We start from the raw sequence: 20270 nt of genomic DNA on the forward strand, positions 1-20270 counted from the left end.
ACCCTCTAAATAAAGAGGATTCTTTTTTGTGAGAAAGGAGTTCATGAAAAGAAAATCTATGTTAAACCAGAGGATTATTGAGGGATAATCCTTTGGTGAAAACCCGGCAAAAAGATGGTAGCGGTGTATCGTGCAGTCTTAGTTTACCGCCAGTCTGTGGTCGGGTCTTGATTATTTTGTGATAGTTAGGTGAAGATTTAATTAAATTGAAATTAACAATGTGCTGGTATAATTTTAGAAACTGGCCGCCTAGTTATGAACGACCAGGCAGAAACAAAGAAAGAGGGAGCCAATGAAAGACTATCGACCCGATGATTTTGATTTTAATAAAACCCTGGGTGAAATCAGCGCCGGGATCAAAAAACCCAATATTCTCATCTGCGGCGCCACCGGGGCCGGAAAAAGTTCGGTGGTGAATTATGTCTTTGGCGAGAACCTGGCCCAAATCGGCCATGGTGTTCCAGTCACCCGGGGGATCACCCGATACCAACGGGAGGATACCGGGGTGGTCCTTTATGACACCGAAGGCTATGAAATCGGCACCGAGAAAATTTCCCAATACAAGGCCAATGTGGAAGACTGGGTCAATGCCTTTGGCGATACGGCCATTGCTTCAGCTAAAGAAGCAGGTGTCAGTCAGGAACTGAATAACCGGATTCACGAGGTCTGGTATTGTATTTCGGCTGGAAACAAACGGGTTACGGATATGGATATCGATGTAATCCAGATGCTTAAAGCTAAGAAGCTGCCGGTGGCAGTGGTATTGACTCAAATTGACAGCCTTGATGCCGAGGAACTTGCGGCGATGGAAGCGGCCATCAGAGAGTATTGCCAGGTGGATTTTTTTCGGGCCAGTGCATCTGCTGATCCGGACGTGATTGCCGCCTTGCAGGATTATCTGCAATGGGAGGAACTGATTGGTTGGGCCATTGATCATCTCGATGAGTCCTTGCGGGAAGGGTTTATCAGTGCCCTCAAAGGAAATCTGGCGGCTAAAAAAAGACTGATCAATCACAAGATTATTCCCCTCTATACCAGTGGTGCAGCCGGGGTCGCCTTAACGCCAATCCCTTTTTCGGATGCGGCGCTGCTGGTGCCGATCCAGATTAAGATGTCGCTGCACATCATGAAAACCTATGGACTGGATCAGAAGCTGGGAAATCTATCGTCATTGGTGGGCTCGGTGGTGGTTTCGGAATCCGGCCGGTTATTGGCCCAAACTCTCAGTACCAATCTCTTTAAATTGATTCCCGGGGTCGGAACCGCCATCGGCACCACCGTCAACACGGTAGTCGCCTCCAGCTTTACCGCCGCCATGGGTTATGCCATTTCGGAGATCTGCTTTCGCTGTGCCACCGCAGTGTTTGAAGAAGGCAAAGAAATTGTCTGGGCCGATTATTTCAATGGCGAAAATATTGCGACTTTAATGAACGAATGGTTCAAGGTTTCCCGACATGGCTAAACGCTGCGAAACTAATGTGCTAATTTTAGGAAAAACCGGGGTCGGGAAAACGTCGCTGTGCAATTATATTTTTGGCGCTGAAGTGATGAAGACAGGGGCTGGTCGGCCGGTCACCGGGATGGGGATTTTTACCGAAACGATCCCGTTGAGCCCCGAGCTGGTTCTTCATCTTTATGACTCCTGGGGCCTGGAAGCGGATAAATCGGAAAGTTGGAAAGCTCTGATCCAGGAGGTGCTGGAGCAGCATGATGTCCGGGAGATTAAAGACTGGTTCCACACCATTATCTATTGTTTGTCGGCCAAAGCTGCCCGGGTGGAAGATTTTGATCTGGACATGATCAAGGCTCTGGGCAAGGATGGCAATCCGGTGCTGGTGGTATTGACTCATTGCGATGTGATGAATGTGGAAACCGCTATTGCAGCGATGCGAACAGCGATCACAACCAAAACGGGAGTGCACAACCGGGATATCATCGAGGTCGCAAGCCACGCCAAAATACTGCTCAGCGGCAAGACCACTCAGACCTTTGGCAAGGAAAAAATCATTCATCGGATCAAGGTCAATCTGCTCGATTCCATTTCCGGTAAAATGCCGCAGATATTGGCAGCCATCGGCCAGGAGAAAATAAATAATTGGTTCAAAGATTGTCAGGAAGTGGTCCAGCAGCAGGTCAGTTTTTTAAACCCGACCTCCGGAAAAAAAGAAGTCAGCCGCAATGAATATTTCGATATCTATGCTCAGGATATTTTTGATGAGATTGGCCGGGAATCGGATGCGCTTTTTAATGAAGCCTTTGAATTCTATACGGTCTTCAGCCGCCAGTTTTCCGGCAATGCCCTGGTGGAAGTGACGGATCAACAGCGCATGCCCCAGATTACCCATTTTCAGATTAAAAAAAGCGACAAAATTGGCACCTCAATTGCCGGGGCGGTGTTTTTGGCTATCCCGGTGGTGGGACTGCTGGGCAAATTTGCCATCCAGGAAAAAACCCGGGCCTATTATCGGGAAGGGTTGCGGCACAACAAGGCCTTGTTGGAAGACCATCTGCAAGTCTGCGTTGAGATCTTGGCGCAGGAATTAAAAAAAATTAATTCCGGATTGGAATGTGAAGAATAATCGCCGGGTTTTGGGGTATATAATCAGGCAACGTAAATTTTCATAAGAAGGAGAAGCAGAAATGGAACTGGTAGATAAAATTGGCGTGATCTATTGGAGTTATAAAGAAAGCACGGAGATCATGGCTGAAAAAATTTCCAATGGTATTGACGAAGCCGGTGCAAAAGCAATTCTCGTCAATGTGGTTGACTTTGATATTAATACGATTGACAGCTATTATAAAATTGCCCTGGGGTGTCCGGCGATGGAGGGGGAAACCCTGGAAAAAAGTCAATTCGAGCCGTTTTTTAAAGCGATTTCCGGTCATTTAAACGGAAAAAAGATTGCCCTGTTTGGCTCTCACGGATGGGGTGAAGGGGAGTGGATGCAGATCTGGGAGAACCAGGTGAAAGATTTGGGAGCCCTTCTATTTGATCATGGTCTGACCATCCTGGGAGAACCCGATAAAGCCGGGCGCCGCCGTTGTGTTGAGTTTGGCAAGGCTTTTGCTGAATTTTAAAGGCACATACAAAACATTGAGTTAAAAAGAAAGCCCGGGAAGTTTTTACTTCTCGGGCTTTTGTCACAACATGGGGTTTTAATAAGACTTAATCAGATCCGTCAAATAATGGAACAAGGGGGGTGTTCCATTATCTGCCGGGTGATTGATGTGATTTTGTGGGATGAAGAGCGAAATGGAGTCTTAGTTCATCCGGCTGACAAAGTCAGAGTACGCTTCAATACCGTGTTCGTGAACGTCGAGGCCTTCAATTTCAACCACTTTTTCAACCCGGAGGCCAACTGTTTTCTTAAGGCCATAGAACAGCAGGAAGGAAGTTCCTAAGGTCCAGGCAGCAACCGACACGACACCGATAGCCTGAACAGTTAACAGATCGATTCCACCGCCATATAATAATCCCAGAATGGCATCTTCTGTGCCTGGCAGGTAGTTGGCAAATAAACCAACCAGCAAGGTACCGGCTACACCGTTCATACAGTGAACGCCAACAGCCCCAACCGGATCATCGATTTTAAGCTTCTGATCAATGAACGGAATCCCAAAGGTGATAATCACACCGGCGATGACGCCAATGACAATCGCGCCCCAGAGGGTTACAACCAGACAACCGGCGGTAATGGCAACCAGACCACCCAGCACACCATTAAGGGTCATGGAGATATCCGGTTTTTTATAACGGGCCCAGGTTAGTGCCATAACAGTGATTCCACCGGCAGCAGCGGCCAGATTGGTGGTCATGGCGATATGGCCAATATCCAGGTTGACTGCCAGGGTGCTACCACAGTTAAATCCAAACCAGGCAAACCAGAGAATAAAGACGCCCAGGGCACCCAGGGTTAAACTGTGACCGGGTATGGCATTGGCTTTGCCGTCTTTGTTATATTTACCAATTCGGGGCCCGACAATGATGGCACCCATCAGCGCCGTCCAGCCACCTACCGAGTGAACAACGGTTGAACCGGCGAAGTCAACAAATCCCATGGAGCTGAGGAATCCGCCGCCCCAGGCCCAGTGACCAACGACCGGATAAATAATCAGGCTGACAAAAGCGGAGATTATACAGTAAACCGAGAATTTCGTTCGTCCGGCGACTGCCCCGGATACAATGGTGGCGGCAGTGGCACAAAAGACCGTCTGGAAAAAGATAAACAGTTCTGGAGTAACCGCCTCAAAAGCCGAAACATTGGTCAGATTTTCGGGGTTGAAGAAACCACCCATGCCGATGAGTCCACCGACGTCCGGACCAAACATAAAAGCAAAACCAAAACAGAAAAATAAGATGGAGCCGATCATAAAATCGACAAAGTTCTTCATGATGATGTTCCCGGCATTTTTAGCCCGGGTAAAGCCGGTTTCGACCATGGCAAAGCCTGCCTGCATAAAGAAGACCAGGACTGCTGCCAAAAACACCCAGACAATATCGATGTATTGTTGTAATGCTAATAATTCCATAATAATAACCTCTCTTACTTGAATTGAAAAACACAAATATAATCATGCAAATGGAAGCAAAATAATCTAATGCGGTATAAAAAAAGAAGACAGCTTTAATAGTTCATTAAAACCTATCTCCTTTGATAGTTTTGTTTCGCTTCTCTATTCATCTTATATTGCATCAACGCCGTGATCACCGGTACGGATCCGGACAACATCGGCAACATCGTAGACAAAAATCTTTCCGCCGCCGATTTCGTCATCTGCTGCGAGTCGGTCTTTGATGATCTTAATGATAATCCCGGCGGTTTCAGCATCAGTTACCGTTTCTACTTTAATTTTAGGTAGAAAGTTAACGGTGTAAGCAGTGCCTCGATAGGATTTTTGATAACCCTTCTGGTTTCCATAACCCATGATATTGGTAATCATCATGCCCTGAACATCACAGGTGTTTAAGATTTCTTTTAAATCTTCCAATCGTTCAGGTTTAATGACTATTTCAAGCTTTTTCATATTGAACCTCCTTATCGTCTAACATGAATGGATAATTGGGGGGAGGGGTATACCCCCCCAGCCCCGATTACTTTTATTATTGGGAATTAAATTATACGTAGAATAAAATATCTTCGTAGGTTGGGAATGGCCAGTATTTTTCGGCGACAATTTCTTCTAACGAATCAGCAGCGGTGCGCAGAGCGCCCATCGCAGGGATTACTTCAGCACAGAAGTAATTGGCTTCAGCCTGTTCCCCTTCGCATTCTTCGGCGGCTGCCAGCGTTGTTTCCAGGGTGTCGATAGCTGTGATAAAGGTACCAAAAAGAGTGGACAATTTTTCAGCCAAGGCGGTTTCTGCACTTAAATCGATGGAACCAATGGCTTTTTTAGCGGTAAGGGTATCAACCACTTCTTTGGTATAGGTAACAATGGCTGGGGAAATTTCCCGTTTAGCCAGGCTCAGCATGGTTAAAGCTTCGATGTTGATGGTTTTGATGTATTCTTCCAGCAGGATTGTCTGACGGGAATCCATTTCGGCAGGAGTGAAAATATTATGTCGTCCGAATAAGGCCACATTTTTTTCGGAAGTAAATTCGGCCAGGGCTTCGGGGGTTGTTTTTAAGTTGGGCAGACCACGGCGGGCAGCTTCCTCAACCCATTCATCCGAGTAGTTATTCCCATTAAAGACAACATTTTTATTTTCTTTAACAGATTTTTGAAGCAGAGCATCCAGTGCTGCATCAAAATCTTCGGCTTTTTCCAGAATGTCAGCATAATCAGAAAGGACATCTGCAACAATGGTATTTAAGGTGATGTTTGGACCGGCGATGGATTGGTTTGAACCAAGCATTCTAAACTCAAACTTATTACCAGTAAAGGCAAACGGAGAGGTTCGGTTTCGGTCAGTTGCATCGATGATGAATTTTGGTAAGCTCTTAACACCAAGCTGCATGACCAGGTCTTTGGCTTCAGTTACGGGTTCGCCTGTTTCGATGGATTTTAACACGGCAGTTAACTGCTCACCCAGGAAAACAGAAACGATGGCTGGTGGGGCTTCATTGGCACCTAAACGATGGTCGTTACCAGCAGTTGCTACAGAAATTCGTAACATTTCGCTGTATTTATAAACGGCTTCGATGGTGGCACAGAGGAACAGCAGGAATTGTTTGTTTTCTGATGGGTTATCACCAGGATTTAATAAGTTTTCGCCAGTGTCAGTCGACATTGAAAAATTATTGTGTTTTCCGGAACCATTAACGCCGTCAAATGGTTTTTCATGTAACAAACAAGTCAGATCATGACGGTAGGCAACCCGTTGCATGAACTCCATAATGAGTTGATTATTATCGGTGGCAACATTGGTGTTGGTAAAAATTGGGGCCAGTTCATGCTGGGCTGGCGCAACTTCGTTATGACGGGTTTTGGAAGCGATTCCCAGGCTCCATAATTCACGATCCAGCTCTGCCATATAGTTGGCAACACGGCCACGGATACGGCCAAAGTAGTGTGTTTCCATTTCTTGACCTTTTGGTGGTTTGGCACCAAACAAAGTCCGGCCAGTCAGGATTAAATCTTTACGCTGTTTGAACATGTCCCGTTCAACCAGGAAGTATTCCTGTTCTGCACCGATGGTGGTGGTTACCTTCTTGACGTCTTTACCAAACAGTTTTAGGATTCGTTTAGCATTTTCATTGAGGGTTTCCATGGAGCGTAACAGCGGTGTTTTTTTATCAAGCACTTCGCCGGAGTAAGAACAGAAAATAGTCGGGATATAAAGGGTGGTTCCCTTAATAAAAGCATAAGAGGTGGGATCCCAGGCGGTATAACCACGGGCTTCAAAGGTGGCTCGTAATCCGCCGGAAGGGAAGGATGAGGCATCCGGCTCGCCCTTGATCAGTTCTTTACCGGAGAATTCCATAATCACCTTGCCATCTTCAGTGGGGTTGATAAATGCATCATGCTTTTCAGCAGTGATACCAGTCATTGGTTGGAACCAATGGGTATAATGAGTGGCACCCAGTTCTAGTGCCCAATCTTTCATGGCATTTGCCACGACTTCAGCAACGTTTTCTTCCAGAGGTAAATCCTCTTTCATTGTTTTTAACAGAGAAGCGTAAATGTGCTTTGGTAAGCGCTTGCGCATCACTCCAGCATTAAAAACCTTTGATCCGAAAAGATCAGATACATTTTCATTATTTGGCACGAGCGTGTCCTCCTAAAATATAATTTGTATAATTATAACATAACTGTCACCATTGTCAGAGATGTTACAATAAAAGCTAATTAAAATCAAATCGAAGGTCTCTTACTAAAAGATAATGGCAGTCCTTCTTTCTGACAAGGCATTGCTTTTCAGCTGGTGGATCTGAAAAGGTCAATAATTGCCGGCAAAAAGTGATTAAAAAAAAAGCGCCTCAGAAAGTGTTCTTACACTCTCAAAGCACCATTGCTATCGTCACTCTCGTGGCAGTTACTACTATTTAATTTAAGCTTATTATAGACGATGGAAGAACGCTTGTAAAGAAAAATTTGCAAAAAATTACATGTAATGGTTATCAACTTGGAAAGACTTCAGGAATGATTTACAAAAACAAAGGCCTACTATATAATAGAGCTAAATAATACATGATAACAAAGAGAAGTGTCTGCTATTTTTGTCGGCACAGGCTGATGATTAAAAAGGAAAGGAAATTTAAAATGAGTATCGAGTTTAAAATGGATGAAGAAAAGCACATTAAGGTGCTGGATGCTTTATTGGGTGATCCAGATCTGATGATGGCTTTAAATGCTGCTGAAGACTTCGAAGCTGGATATCGTCTGGTGGCGGAACGAGTGCCCGGTTTAAGTCTGGAAGAATTTGCCGGGTCGATGGAGATGATCCGCCAAATCGTCATGGCCCAAATGGCAAAAGGGCCGGTTCAGTAAACAAAGACCGGAATTTTGCTGAAAACCCATAAAACATAAGGTTAATGGGTTTTCAGCGGTAAACTGAAAACCTTGTCAGGCAAAATAAAGCAAAAAAAAATTGAAACCGCAGTGAAAATATGGTTTAATGATAGAACCACTCACTGAAGTACATTGTATACAAAAATAGAATAAGAAGTGTGCAAAGAACAAAGGCGTTCGATCCTCCTGAAATTTTTATGGCAGAGGGGATCATTTAGCATGTTCTTTTTTTGTTTGTTGGTCGATGGCAGAAAACCTGTGGATTCAGGGGACAAGTGGGTAAACATACAGAAAGCAACGATAACCGCCGATTGCGGCCTGGTTTGATCTTAGGAAGCGATAGCATAACTAGGTGAACACATAAAAATTAAATAATCGGTTTTTAAAATAATTGGAGGTTTTAAAATGAGCTTAGCAAAGAATATAATTGAAGCGATGAAATTTATTGAAGCGAATGATGTAAAATTTATTCGGCTTCAGTTTTGCGATCTCTTTGGGCAAAATCGTAATATTGCGATAACGGCGATGCAAATCGAACGGGCCTTGGCCAATGGGATTCCCTTTGATGCCTCGTTGGTGGTGGGTTTTTCAGAGTCCCGGTATACGGATCTGATTCTGCATCCGGATATCAGCACCATGCAACTGCTGCCCTGGCGGCCACAACAGGGCAAGGTAGCCAGAATTCTCTGTGATATCCGTTATCCCAATGGGGATATTTTTGAGGCGGACAGTCGCTATATTTTAAAAGAAACCCTCAAACGGGCCAGAGACCTGGGCTATCAGTTCAATACCAGCGCTGAATGCGAGTTTTATCTCTTCAAGCAGGATGAGAACGGCGATCCGACCACAATTCCCACCGACCAGGCCGGTTATTTTGATCTGGCACCCTATGATCGGGGTGAAAACACCCGCCGGGAGATTTGCCTGACCCTGGAAGATATGGGTTTTGAAATTGAAAGTTCCCGCCACGAAGCTGGTCGGGGTCAGCATGAAATTGACTTTAAGCACGATGACGCTTTGTCGGCCGCCGATAAAATTATGACCTTTAAAACGGTGGTCAAAACGGTAGCTCAGCGCAATGGGGTCCACGCCTCATTTTTACCAAAACCGCTGATGGAAGAACCTGGCAGTGGAATGCACATCCATGTGTCGCTTTTAAAAAACGGCCAGGATATTTTTGAAAACCGGGATGGCGTTCTGAGTAGCGAAGCCAAACAGTTTATGGCCGGCGTGCTGGCGCATGTTAAAGGGATGACGGCTATTGCCAACCCTCTGGTAAACAGCTATAAGCGTTTGACCGGCGGTAAGGAAGCGCCCCGGCATATCGGCTGGGGCTTTGGTAACCGCTCCCCACTGATCCGGATTCCGCTGGAGGCAGATGAGTATTATCGGTTTGAACTGCGGGGGCCGGATCCCACCTGTAATCCGTACCTGACCTTTGCCATTATTCTGGCGGCCGGTCTGGAAGGGATCGATAAAGAGATGGTGTTGATGGATGAGTTAAAACTGGACGAAGATGAAATCACCAGAGATCCCATGGCGGTTCAGAATATCCAGGAGCTGCCGATCACCTTAATGGAGGCTCTGACGGAGATGGATGCTGACCCATTGATTAAAAATGTGCTGGGGGAAAACCTGGCCGCAAAATACATTGAATTGAAAACCGCTGAATGGATGGATTACATTAAAACCGTTCATCCCTGGGAAATTGATCGCTACCTCTTAACTTATTAATCTGAAAAAAATCAAACCGGCAGGAGGTGAAGGGGATGAGCAGCGTATTATTAGTATGTAAGCAAGATGACGTGATTCGTGGGCTGGCTGATATTCTCCGGCCGATGAATTTTCAACTGATTGATTCGGCCAACTCAGCCGCCGAAGGGCGACGGAGACTTCAGGAAATTGAATATGACCTGGTAATCGTCAACACCCCTTTAGGCGATGAATTCGGGGTTGATTTCGCCGTTGATATTCTGGAAAAATTCATGGTCGGAGTGATCCTGATCGTCAAAAGTGAACTGGTTGATCACGTTGAAGAAAAACTGACGGATACTGCGGCTTTTGTGGTCCCCAAACCGCTAAACCGGCAACTGTTGGTCCAGAATGTCCGCTTTGTCTGCCAGTCCCGGGAAAAAATCCAGAAGCTGCAAAGTCAGAACCAGGCCTTGAAAGCTAAAATTGACGATCTTGGGGTGGTTTATCGGGGCAAATTGTTTTTGATGGGCCATCTGGATATGACTGAAGATCAGGCGCACCGCTACATTCAAAAAAAGGCCATGGATATGCGAACATCCCCTCGAAAGGTAGCGGAACAGATTATCAAAACCTATGAAAAAAAGTAAAGTGGTGAACGCGCTATATTAATAAATCTTAAGTGGTATAAAAATGATTGAAAATTTCATAGTTGATATGATATACTTATGAAAATAAATGAGTTGTGATTGAGATCGGCTGATTATGGAATCCTGTTTGGAGGAACTTCAGTGACAAAAGGACAAATTGAGGCGAAAATAAGCGAAGCAATTAGTAAGTTTGAAATTGAGCAAATGGGCAGAGGGCCGGAGAAAATCAGAACAATTATTTTTCAGGATTTGATTATTGTGAGGCTGACCGGGTTTTTAAGTATTTCAGAAAAAAGCTTGGCGCAAAATAAAGAAGGCATTGAACTGATCAAAAAAGTGAGAACGGCCTTATTCGAAAATGCCCAGGAATCATTAATTGAAGCGATTAAATCGGTGATCGATGTGGACATCATCAGTACCTATTCTGACGTTAGTACCAAAACGGGGGAAAAAATTATCGCCATTGTTGCTGATCGCAATATCGAAGAAGATTTATAAATTATAGTTGGAAGATCGATTGAAGGGTTCGAAACCAGTCAAAAAATAAGCCAACAGCAAGAACTGTTAAAAGTTTTTGCTGTTGGCTTTTTTGTTTAAAAACGGGAGGTTAAAGGGATGGATAGAAAAACAATAAGGCGATTAGACGCACCATCGACCATTGGGATTATTGGCGGGGGGCAATTGGGGCGAATGCTGGTGCTCGAAGCCAAGAGATGGGGCTTAAATGTCATTGTACTGGATCCCAAAGAAAATTCTCCAGCGGGTCAAATTGCGGATTTTCAAATGGTTGCAGAATTTGATGATTTAACGGCATTAAAACTGTTGGCGCTGAAAACGGATGTAATGACCTATGAGTTTGAGCATATCGACGTAGCGTTATTAAGTATCATTGAAGAAGAGGGGGCTACCATATATCCCTCAGCCAAAACCCTGGGTATGATCCAGAACAAATACCGACAAAAATCACGATTACGAGATCTCGGCATTACAGTGCCTGATTTTTATCGGATTGAAAATTTAGCGGAGCTGGTATTTATTTTTGACAGACTTGATCAAAAGCTGGTCTTAAAAACCTGCACGGGTGGTTATGATGGCAAAGGCAGCCGGGTTATCACAGACCGCTGTGAACTTGAAAAAACTTGGGCAGAGTTTTGTGACTATGGTGTGATGGCCGAGGAGTTGATCCATTATGAAAAGGAAGTGTCAATCATTTTTGCCATGAATCATGATGGTATCCGGTTTTATCCGGTGGCCGAAAATACCCATGATCAGGGAATCCTGATCAATTCTTTTGTTCCGGCCAATATTTCGCTTGAAATGGAGAATCGCATTAAGACAATTGCCGGAAAAATTGCTGAAGAACTAGACGATTATGGGGTTTTTTGCGTTGAATTTTTTATTGATGACAGGGCTAATATTTTTGTCAATGAAATTGCCCCCCGACCACATAATTCGGGCCATTATTCGATTGAAGGCTGTGTTGCTTCGCAATTTGAACAGCTGGCCCGGATAATGACCGGGATGCCATTAGGATCGACGGAACTTCGCTTACCCTGTGCGATGTACAATATCCTCGGGAGCAAAGCGACAACCGGCAAATACCAGATCGGCGGTCTCGATTCAGTGATGGCGCTGACCGATTGCCATTTGCATTTATACGGAAAGCCAGAATCGGGAGAAGCAAAAAAGATTGGTCATATAACCGCATTGGGGGATTCTGTTATTGCGGCAAATAGTAAAGCAGAAAAGGCCTTGAGCCTGATAAAAATAAATCGTATAAGGAGTGCTTGATATGTTAAAAATTCCAAGTAGCATGGCGACCCAGCATCCGGATAATGCCAATCGCTATATTAATATTCAACAGGAACCCGAAGAAGCGATTCAGGGCTTGACCGCTCAGGAAAAAGGCGGATTGGGGATTGAAGAAATCATGATTGATTTTGAAGGAAAATTGACCCCTTATCATCAAACCTCCCAAATAGCCTTGGGTTTAATCGGTCAAGGGATCATCCCGGGTGAAGCGGTGGCCTTAACCCCCAGAATTCCCAATGCCAAGAAAGAGCCGGTTTTCCGGCAGCTGATGAGTATTATGTCGCTGGTGGAAACTAACGTTCTGTCTTATCAGCAAACGGGGGTACAGGCAATCACCGAAACCATTGTGCCAATGGTCGAAACCGGGATTGAATTGATTCATTTGCAGGAACGCATCAACTCGGTCATCGAACTGGGAAATAAAAATTATGAGATTCAATTTCCCCTGAACAGTATCAAAATTATCCCGCTGATTGAAAGCGTTCCTGCCCTGGTTAATGTCGATGCGATATTGACTGAGTATTATCAGAATTCGCTGAATGATGGACATCCAATCGAGCGGTTAAGAATCATGTTGGCCCGATCGGATTCGGCTATGTCTTATGGCATGATCGCATCGGTGTTGTCGGTTGTGATTGCCATTGATAAAGCCCTGAAATGGGGTGAAGCAAACAAGGTTGCGGTATCACCGATTTTGGGGTGTGGAGCTCTGCCCTTCAGAGGCCATTTCACGGCCGAAAACCTGGACCGCATCTATGAAACCTATGCCGGGGTCAAAACCTACACCATCCAATCAGCCTTAAGGTATGACCATGGGGCCGAAAAAACAAAAGCTGTTGTTAATTGTCTTAAGAAAAACAGTGACCAGCACGGGCGGCGAAACTTTGCCCCTGCCGACCTTGCCTTGATGCAGGAATCCATCGGTATTTTTACAAAATATTATATGGATACCTTTGTCAAAACGATTGATATTGTCGCTCTATTATCTAAGTATATGCCTAAAAATCGGGATCGGCTGGCAAGTGTCAAAACCGGGCTGGAATATATCAGAGAAATTGCCAATATGCAGGAAATAGCTGATCTGGTGGAAGATCAGGAATTGAAAAAAGAACTGCTGGAGATTAATACGAATGTGAAATGTTCGGTGCCGCGAGCGATTTCCTTTACCGCAGCCCTCTATACCCTGGGTCTGCCGCCGGAGTTTATCGGGGTCGGCAGAGGCTTGCAGGAAGTGCAGCGGAAATACGGTGAGGAGGGTATCACAAAGCTGATTGATTTTTACCCCCAATTGCGAGCCGATCTCTCCTTTGCCGCTCAATATGTCAATGTCAAGAACGCCAAGGGAATTATTGATGAACAGGCCCGGGTCGCCTACCAGGAGGATTATCAGTTGGCCTGTGAGATCCTGGAGATTGACAATGCTGTCGATGATAAAAGCGAAAATGCCTGGTATCAGATGTTGCTGAAATCAATCCGGCCGATTATCCTGCACTTGATCGAAAAAGAAGATCCGGGTCAGGGTCAGGAGGAAGAAAAAATCCTCAATGATTGGATCATAAAAATGGCGACGATTCGAGGGAGTCTCGGTTAAAACCCGAAGATCATGGTCGGGCATTGTGATCAAAACGGAATAAGCGTTAAGGAAAGAAGGAAAGATGATAAAAGAAACGAAGCATGCTGCGGCGCCAATGGTTGGCATTATTATGGGCAGCAAATCAGACTTAAGGGTAATGCGTGAGGCGGTTCTGATCATGGAAAAATGTCAGATTCCCTATGAAATAAAGGTCGTTTCGGCCCATCGAACCCCGGAGCGGATGGTTGATTATGCTAGAAATGCACAAAGCAGAAGCCTCGAGGTGATTATTGCCGGGGCCGGTGGGGCAGCTCATTTGCCGGGAATGGTTTCAGCATTGACGGCCTTGCCGGTTATCGGGGTACCGGTAAGATTGGCTGAGTTGGATGGGTTGGACTCCCTGCTGTCAATTGTGCAAATGCCCAAAGGGGTGCCGGTGGCCACCGTGGGCATCAATAACGCCAGAAATGCGGGGATACTGGCCGCCCGGATCCTGGGCATCAAATACCCGGAAATAAGAGCGAAACTGGAAACTTATGTAATCAGTGAAAAAGAAAAGGTTGGCTATGATTTGGCGGACGAGGTCAAAGAAAGCATGGACCCGGAAAGTAAAAACGAACCAATCAATCAGGGTAGAGGCTGACGAAGTCAAGCTAATCGCGCAGCCATGCTTGATGAATAATTAATACCGATTAAGATAAAGAACCTTCCCGAAAACTATGAAAACAATATCATCGAATTTTTGAAAAAAAGATGGATCAATTCCGGTGACTTTATGTTATAATGCTATGGGTAAAAATGATCCCAAAATGAACAAATTAAAAGCGAATTTAGGTCATAGTATAGATAAGAAATGCAATTGTTCTGATTGTATTTTCTGGTCTGAGGTTGATGGAAGGAATGAGAATAGATGTCGATTTCTGTATTAGTTGGCGCCCAGTGGGGCGATGAAGGCAAAGGCAAAATGGTGGATTATTTCGCCAAACAGTCTGATTTAATTGTTCGGTTTCAAGGGGGCGACAACGCTGGTCATACGGTTATTAATGATTATGGTGTGTTCAAACTTCATTTAATTCCCTGCGGTGTTTTCAACAAAGACTGCCAATGTTTAATCGGAACCGGCGTGGTGGTTAATCCGGATGTTTTGCTTGAAGAAATGCAACAGATCATCGCCGCAAAGGTCAGTCTTGACGGACTTAAAATATCGGCCAAAGCACATATTCTCATGCCCTATCACCAAAAACTGGACGAACTGATGGAAGCCAGCGGCGGGATTGGTACAACCAAGCGGGGCATCGGTCAGGCTTATGCTTATAAAGCAATGCGAAAAAGCCTGCGCTTTGAAGATCTTTTGAATCTTGACAATGCCAAAAAGAAACTGGAAACCATTGTGCCAGTGGTCAATGACCAGATGGCTTCTTATAAGATAGAACCCTACACGGTGGAAGCCCTGTTTGCCAAATGTCAGGATTGGGCAAAAACCTTTGGTCATATGATTGTCAACCCGGTTGGTTATTTACACGACATGATTGACGCTGATAAACGAATTCTTTTTGAGGGTCAATTGGGTGCCATGAAAGATATCGATTTGGGAATCTTCCCCTATGTGACCTCGTCCAATCCGATTGCGGCCTATGCGGCCGTCAGCGGTGGTTTTCCGGCCAAGAAAATTGATAAGGTCATTGGCGTGGCCAAAGCCTTTTCCAGTGCTGTTGGCGCCGGTCCTTTTCCGACGGAAGAATTTGGTGGCACCATTGATATCCTGCGAGGTACCGGCGAAAAACCGGACGATGAGTTTGGTGCCAGAACCGGTCGTTCCCGTCGTTTGGGCTGGATCGATATTCCGGTCCTTAAATACACCCATGCCATCAACGGATATGATGAACTGGCTTTATGTAAAATTGATAAATTGGATGATCTGCCGGAGATTAAAATCTGTGTTGATTATAAATTAGATGGAGAATTGGTAACCAGTTTTCCCAACACCGAAGACCTGGAACGGGTCGAACCGGTTTATATTACCCTTCCCGGTTGGATGAGTGATACCACAAAAATCCGCCGATTGAAAGATTTACCAGAGAATGCAAAAAAATACATTAAAACAATTGAAGACTTGGTTGGAACGACCATTGCCTATGTCGGCGTTGGCCCGAATCGAGAGGACTTAGCAATTCGATAAATGTGCTAAATTGAAATACCTGGTTGCGTGCAATCAGGTATTTTTTGGAAATAAAGAATACGGAGGTAGACAATGTCTTATTACAAACGAGATAAGCGGGCCTGGCTGGTGCTGTCGGATGGCAGTGTTTTTGAAGGCTATAATTTTGGGTGCGAAGGCACCACCATTGGCGAAATCGTCTTTACCACAGGGATGACCGGTTACCAGGAAGTGTTGACGGATCCGTCTTATTATGGACAGATTGTGCTGCAAACCTATCCTTTAATCGGAAACTATGGAATCAATAGCGACGATATGGAATCAGAACGAAGCTGGATCAACGGTTATATTACCAAAGAATGGTGTGAAGAACCGTCGAATTTCAGAAATACGCACAATATTAACGAGTTTATGATCGAACAGGATAAAATCGGGATCTGGGATGTGGACACCCGGGCCATTACCCGGGTAATCCGGGAACATGGTACCATGAACGGTGCCATTACCACCGAAGATATTGAAACGACTAAAGAAGCGCTGATGGAAAAAATCCACGCTTTTAAAGTGGTCAATCCGGTTCAGGCCGTGACCCGCAAAAACAAGGGCTGGTATTACAGCCAGGTCAACCGGGCGAACCACGTGGCTCTGATTGATTATGGGTATAAACATAATATTTTGCGGATGCTGCTGCGTTTAGGCTGCAATGTGACCGTGATGCCGGCCAATACCACGATTGAAGAAATTCGGATGCTTAATCCCGATGGGATCATGCTGTCCAACGGACCGGGCGATCCGGCCGAAAATATTGAAATTATTGAAAACCTCAAAGATTTTGTTAAATATGGCAAGCCTATTTTTGGCATCTGTCTGGGCCATCAGTTACTGGCACTGGCCATGGGCGGCGAAACCTTTAAGCTTAAATACGGCCATCGGGGTATGAATCAACCGGTTAAAGATGTTACCAGAGACCGGGTTTTTATTACCAGCCAGAACCATGGCTATGCGGTGGTACCGGAAAGCATTCCCGCTGAAGTGGGAAAAGTGACCCATTTCAACCTGAATGATGGCACCTGCGAAGGGGTTGAATATCCGGACATTCATGCCTTTACGGTCCAGTTCCATCCCGAAGCCAGCGCCGGCCCCAACGATACCGGCTATTTATTTGAACAATTTACCGATCTGATGGAAAGGGGGCAACAAGGATGCCTTTAAGAAGCGATATTAAACGAGTCCTGGTAATCGGCTCCGGCCCGATTGTCATCGGCCAGGCAGCTGAATTTGATTATGCCGGCACCCAGGCCTGTAAAGCCTTAAAAAATTATGGGTTGGAAGTCATTCTGGTTAATTCCAATCCGGCAACGATTATGACCGATAAGGCCATGGCCGATAAAATCTATATTGAACCCCTGACCCTGGAAGTGATCAGACGGATCATCCTGATGGAAAAACCTGACAGCATTCTCTCCACCCTGGGCGGCCAAACCGGGCTGACCTTATCGATGCAGCTGGCAAAAGAAGGATTTTTGGATGCTCACGGCGTCAAGCTGTTGGGTGCCAACCTGGAAACCATTGAAAAAGCTGAAGACCGTCAGGCCTTTAAGGATATGATGCGGGAAATCGGCGAACCCTGTATTCCCTCCGAAGTGGTTGTCACCATTGAGGATGCGGTTCGTTTTGCCGCCACCATCGGTTATCCGGTGATCGTTCGTCCGGCCTTTACCTTAGGTGGTACCGGCGGCGGGATTGCTAATAACCAGCAGGAGCTGGAAGAAATCGCTACCCACGGCATTCGTTTATCACCGATCAGCCAGATTCTGGTCGAAAAAGGGATTGCCGGCTGGAAAGAAATCGAATTTGAAATCATGCGGGATGCCAAGGGCAATGTCATCACCGTTTGTAGTATGGAAAACTTTGATCCGGTTGGGATTCACACCGGCGATTCCATCGTCGTAGCACCCTGTCAGACCCTTAGTGATAAAGAATTCCAGATGTTGCGAACCTCGGCGCTGAAAATTATTTCCGCCCTTGGGGTTGAAGGGGGCTGTAACTGTCAGTTTGCCCTGAACCCGGAAAACTTTAATTACGCCGTCATTGAGGTAAACCCCCGGGTTTCCCGTTCATCGGCGTTAGCCTCAAAAGCCACCGGCTATCCGATCGCCAAGGTCGCCAGCCAGATTGCCATTGGCTTCTCGCTGGATGAAATCATCAATGAGGTTACCGGAACCACCACCGCCTGTTTCGAACCAGCCCTGGATTACATTGTCGTTAAGTTCCCGCGTTGGCCCTTTGATAAATTTGTCTATGCCAAACGAACCCTGGGTACCCAGATGAAGGCCACCGGCGAAATCATGTCGATTGGCTCGAGCTTTGAACACGCCATGATGAAGGCTGTCCGCTCCATTGAATTAGGTCTCGAAACCCTGACCATTGAGCGACTGGTGGAAGCCAGTGATGAGGACATCATGAGGATGCTGGCCGCTTCCGACGATGAACGTTCCTTTGTGGTCTATGAAGCCATCAAACGGGGGGTCTCGATGGATACGATCACCCAGATTACCCGGATTGACAAGTGGTTCCTTGATAAACTGCGCCATCTGGCGGTGATGGAAAAGGACTTAAAAACCCTGGGATTAACCGACGAGCGGGTTCGGGTGGCCCGGGAGCTTGGGTTCCTCGATAAAACCATTGAAGAATTGTCCGGCCAGAAAATTGCCGAAGTCAAAAAAAGTTACGCCTCCTTTAAAATGGTTGACACCTGCGCTGGCGAATTTGCCGCCCAGACCCCCTATTTTTATTCCACCCGGGATAAAGAAAATGAAGCGGCCCTCTTTATTGCCGATCATCCGACGGGCAAAGAAAGGGTGCTGGTGCTGGGGTCCGGCCCGATCCGGATCGGCCAGGGGATTGAGTTTGACTATTGCTCCGTGCACTGCGCCTGGGCCCTGCGGGAAAAAGGCTACGAAGCGATCTTTATCAACAACAACCCGGAAACCGTGTCGACTGACTTTGATACTTCGGATCGTCTTTATTTTGAGCCGCTGACCAAAGAAGACGTTCGTTCGGTGGTGGAAACTGAAAAGCCGATTGGGGCCATTGTCCAGTTTGGCGGCCAGACGGCCATTAAGTTGACCCGCTATTTAGAGGAAATGGGTGTGCCGGTACTGGGTACCTCGCCAGCTAATATCGATGCTGCCGAAGACCGGGAGGTTTTTGATCAGTTGCTGGAATCCTGCCAGATTCCCCGGCCCCAGGGCGAAACCGTCTATACCACGGCTGAAGCGGTGGCCGTGGCCGAAGGCTTGGGCTTCCCGGTACTGCTGCGACCATCCTATGTCCTCGGCGGCCAGAATATGATCATCGCCTACGAACCGGAAGACGTGGTGGAGTACATGGATATTATCACCGCTGTGGAACTGGAAAACCCGGTATTGATTGACAAGTACCTGATGGGCAAAGAGGTCGAAGTCGATGCCATTTGCGATGGCGAGAGCTATCTGATTCCCGGGATCATGGAACATATTGAACGGGCCGGGGTCCATTCCGGTGATTCGATTTCGGTTTATCCGCCCCAAACCCTGGATGCCCGCACCCGGGAGACCATCATTGACTACACTGGCCGGTTGGTCAAGGCCCTGGATATTGTCGGAATGGTCAATATTCAATATGTCATTTATGAAGATGAAGTCTATGTGATCGAGGTCAATCCCCGATCCTCCCGAACGGTGCCCTATATTTCCAAGGTTACCGATATTCCGATGGTCAACATTGCCACCAAGATGATGCTCGGCGACAAGCTGGCCGATCTCGGTTATGCCCCGGGTCTGCAACCAGAAGGCGACTACGTGGCCGTGAAGGTGCCGGTCTTCAGTTTTTCCAAGTTGCAGGATGTTGATACCCAACTGGGACCAGAAATGAAATCCACCGGCGAAGTTTTGGGGGTCGCCAAAACCTTTGCTGATGCCCTGTATAAAGGTCTGGTGGCTTCCGGCCGGAGTATGGAGCGTTCCGGCGGCGTGCTGCTGACCGTTAAAGACCGGGATAAAGAAGCAATTGTCGAAATTGGCCGCCAGTTCCATGAAATGGGCTTTACCATCTACGGAACGGTCGGTACCGCCCTGATTCTCAACGAAAACAATATCCCCACCAAGGTGGTTCGTCGATTGGCCGAAAGCAAGCCCAATATTGGCGATCTGATTGAGAGTGGTAAGCTCAACTATGTCATTTCGACCTCCAGCAAGGGCCGGATGCCCCATCATGATGACGTCCGGATGCGTCGCAAATGCGTGGAAACCTCCATTGCCCTGCTGACCTCCCTCGATACCGCCCAGGCGCTCCTGGATTGTCTGAAATCCAATCGCACCATGGCCGAAATCGAACTGGTGGATATTAAAGATATTCGCTAAAAAGCGGGATTCTTAACAAAAGAACTTAT

16 protein-coding genes are annotated in these 20270 nt (G+C 46.3%); 13 read left to right on the forward strand and 3 right to left on the reverse strand.

The features are described from left to right. The first annotated feature begins 292 nt into the window (after positions 1–292). From B3F51_RS02770 to B3F51_RS02780, 3 genes are all read left to right on the forward strand, one after another. Positions 293–1462, forward strand: a complete 1170-nt coding sequence (locus B3F51_RS02770; protein WP_148636821.1) for a YcjF family protein — start codon at positions 293–295, stop codon at positions 1460–1462. Next, positions 1455–2579, forward strand: coding sequence for a GTPase (locus B3F51_RS02775; RefSeq protein ID WP_148636819.1), 1125 nt, complete (start codon positions 1455–1457; stop codon positions 2577–2579). Before B3F51_RS02770 ends, B3F51_RS02775 begins: the two co-directional genes overlap by 8 nt. A 61-nt stretch (positions 2580–2640) precedes the next feature. Beyond that, positions 2641–3078, forward strand: coding sequence for a flavodoxin domain-containing protein (locus B3F51_RS02780; RefSeq protein ID WP_148636817.1), 438 nt, complete (start codon positions 2641–2643; stop codon positions 3076–3078). A 183-nt stretch (positions 3079–3261) separates the two neighbouring features. Here B3F51_RS02780 and B3F51_RS02785 read toward each other — a convergent pair whose 3' ends face one another. From B3F51_RS02785 to B3F51_RS02795, 3 genes are all read right to left on the reverse strand, one after another. Then, positions 3262–4530 carry an ammonium transporter gene (locus B3F51_RS02785; protein WP_286945345.1) on the reverse strand — a complete coding sequence of 423 codons (1269 nt, stop codon included), beginning with the start codon at positions 4528–4530 and terminating at the stop codon, positions 3262–3264. Between the two features lie 153 nt (positions 4531–4683). Then, entirely contained in the window at positions 4684–5025 is a 342-nt protein-coding gene (locus tag B3F51_RS02790) for a P-II family nitrogen regulator (RefSeq protein ID WP_070371664.1), read from the reverse strand. Positions 5026–5116: 91 nt separating this feature from the next. Then, complete coding sequence (locus tag B3F51_RS02795; protein WP_070371760.1) at positions 5117–7150, reverse strand: glutamine synthetase III; 2034 nt, start codon at positions 7148–7150, stop codon at positions 5117–5119. Between the two features lie 554 nt (positions 7151–7704). Between B3F51_RS02795 and B3F51_RS02800 the strand changes: the two genes are divergently transcribed. From B3F51_RS02800 to carB, 10 genes are all read left to right on the forward strand, one after another. Then, the gene (locus B3F51_RS02800; RefSeq protein ID WP_286945348.1) at positions 7705–7932 is read left to right on the forward strand and encodes a hypothetical protein; all 228 of its coding nucleotides are present in this window, start codon (positions 7705–7707) and stop codon (positions 7930–7932) included. Positions 7933–8358: 426 nt separating this feature from the next. Beyond that, a complete protein-coding gene (gene glnA, locus B3F51_RS02805; RefSeq protein WP_148636809.1) occupies positions 8359–9687 on the forward strand; it encodes a type I glutamate--ammonia ligase in 1329 nt (442 codons plus the stop codon). Between the two features lie 35 nt (positions 9688–9722). Beyond that, on the forward strand, positions 9723–10295 hold the full coding sequence (locus B3F51_RS02810; protein WP_070371661.1) for an ANTAR domain-containing response regulator: 573 nt from the start codon (positions 9723–9725) through the stop codon (positions 10293–10295). 141 nt (positions 10296–10436) lie between these two features. Then, complete coding sequence (locus B3F51_RS02815; protein WP_070371660.1) at positions 10437–10793, forward strand: DUF2294 domain-containing protein; 357 nt, start codon at positions 10437–10439, stop codon at positions 10791–10793. A gap of 117 nt (positions 10794–10910) precedes the next feature. After that, positions 10911–12086 (forward strand): 5-(carboxyamino)imidazole ribonucleotide synthase, encoded by a 1176-nt coding sequence (locus B3F51_RS02820; RefSeq protein ID WP_148636807.1) that lies wholly within the window; start codon positions 10911–10913, stop codon positions 12084–12086. Between the two features lies 1 nt (position 12087). Continuing rightward, a complete protein-coding gene (gene ppcA, locus B3F51_RS02825; protein WP_148636805.1) occupies positions 12088–13698 on the forward strand; it encodes a phosphoenolpyruvate carboxylase in 1611 nt (536 codons plus the stop codon). A gap of 64 nt (positions 13699–13762) precedes the next feature. Beyond that, entirely contained in the window at positions 13763–14323 is a 561-nt protein-coding gene (gene purE, locus B3F51_RS02830; protein WP_148636804.1) for a 5-(carboxyamino)imidazole ribonucleotide mutase, read from the forward strand. A gap of 267 nt (positions 14324–14590) precedes the next feature. Beyond that, complete coding sequence (locus B3F51_RS02835) at positions 14591–15859, forward strand: adenylosuccinate synthase (protein WP_148636802.1); 1269 nt, start codon at positions 14591–14593, stop codon at positions 15857–15859. A gap of 72 nt (positions 15860–15931) precedes the next feature. Beyond that, positions 15932–17050, forward strand: coding sequence for a glutamine-hydrolyzing carbamoyl-phosphate synthase small subunit (gene carA, locus B3F51_RS02840; RefSeq protein ID WP_026393394.1), 1119 nt, complete (start codon positions 15932–15934; stop codon positions 17048–17050). Continuing rightward, a complete protein-coding gene (carB, locus tag B3F51_RS02845; RefSeq protein WP_286945354.1) occupies positions 17041–20241 on the forward strand; it encodes a carbamoyl-phosphate synthase large subunit in 3201 nt (1066 codons plus the stop codon). Before carA ends, carB begins: the two co-directional genes overlap by 10 nt. Positions 20242–20270: the final 29 nt, after the last annotated feature.

It is taken from the genome of Acetobacterium sp. UBA5834 (assembly GCF_002435675.1).
GTDB lineage: Bacteria > Bacillota > Clostridia > Eubacteriales > Eubacteriaceae > Acetobacterium > Acetobacterium wieringae.

Coding starts and splice junctions, on each gene's coding strand:
- B3F51_RS02770 (WP_148636821.1), top strand. CDS start 293: ATGAAAGACTATCGACCCGATGATTTTGATTTTAATAAAACCCTGGGT.
- B3F51_RS02775 (WP_148636819.1), top strand. CDS start 1,455: ATGGCTAAACGCTGCGAAACTAATGTGCTAATTTTAGGAAAAACCGGG.
- B3F51_RS02780 (WP_148636817.1), top strand. CDS start 2,641: ATGGAACTGGTAGATAAAATTGGCGTGATCTATTGGAGTTATAAAGAA.
- B3F51_RS02785 (WP_286945345.1), bottom strand. CDS start 4,530: ATGGAATTATTAGCATTACAACAATACATCGATATTGTCTGGGTGTTT.
- B3F51_RS02790 (WP_070371664.1), bottom strand. CDS start 5,025: ATGAAAAAGCTTGAAATAGTCATTAAACCTGAACGATTGGAAGATTTA.
- B3F51_RS02795 (WP_070371760.1), bottom strand. CDS start 7,150: ATGCGCAAGCGCTTACCAAAGCACATTTACGCTTCTCTGTTAAAAACA.
- B3F51_RS02800 (WP_286945348.1), top strand. CDS start 7,705: ATGAGTATCGAGTTTAAAATGGATGAAGAAAAGCACATTAAGGTGCTG.
- glnA (WP_148636809.1), top strand. CDS start 8,359: ATGAGCTTAGCAAAGAATATAATTGAAGCGATGAAATTTATTGAAGCG.
- B3F51_RS02810 (WP_070371661.1), top strand. CDS start 9,723: ATGAGCAGCGTATTATTAGTATGTAAGCAAGATGACGTGATTCGTGGG.
- B3F51_RS02820 (WP_148636807.1), top strand. CDS start 10,911: ATGGATAGAAAAACAATAAGGCGATTAGACGCACCATCGACCATTGGG.
- ppcA (WP_148636805.1), top strand. CDS start 12,088: ATGTTAAAAATTCCAAGTAGCATGGCGACCCAGCATCCGGATAATGCC.
- purE (WP_148636804.1), top strand. CDS start 13,763: ATGATAAAAGAAACGAAGCATGCTGCGGCGCCAATGGTTGGCATTATT.
- B3F51_RS02835 (WP_148636802.1), top strand. CDS start 14,591: ATGTCGATTTCTGTATTAGTTGGCGCCCAGTGGGGCGATGAAGGCAAA.
- carA (WP_026393394.1), top strand. CDS start 15,932: ATGTCTTATTACAAACGAGATAAGCGGGCCTGGCTGGTGCTGTCGGAT.
- carB (WP_286945354.1), top strand. CDS start 17,041: ATGCCTTTAAGAAGCGATATTAAACGAGTCCTGGTAATCGGCTCCGGC.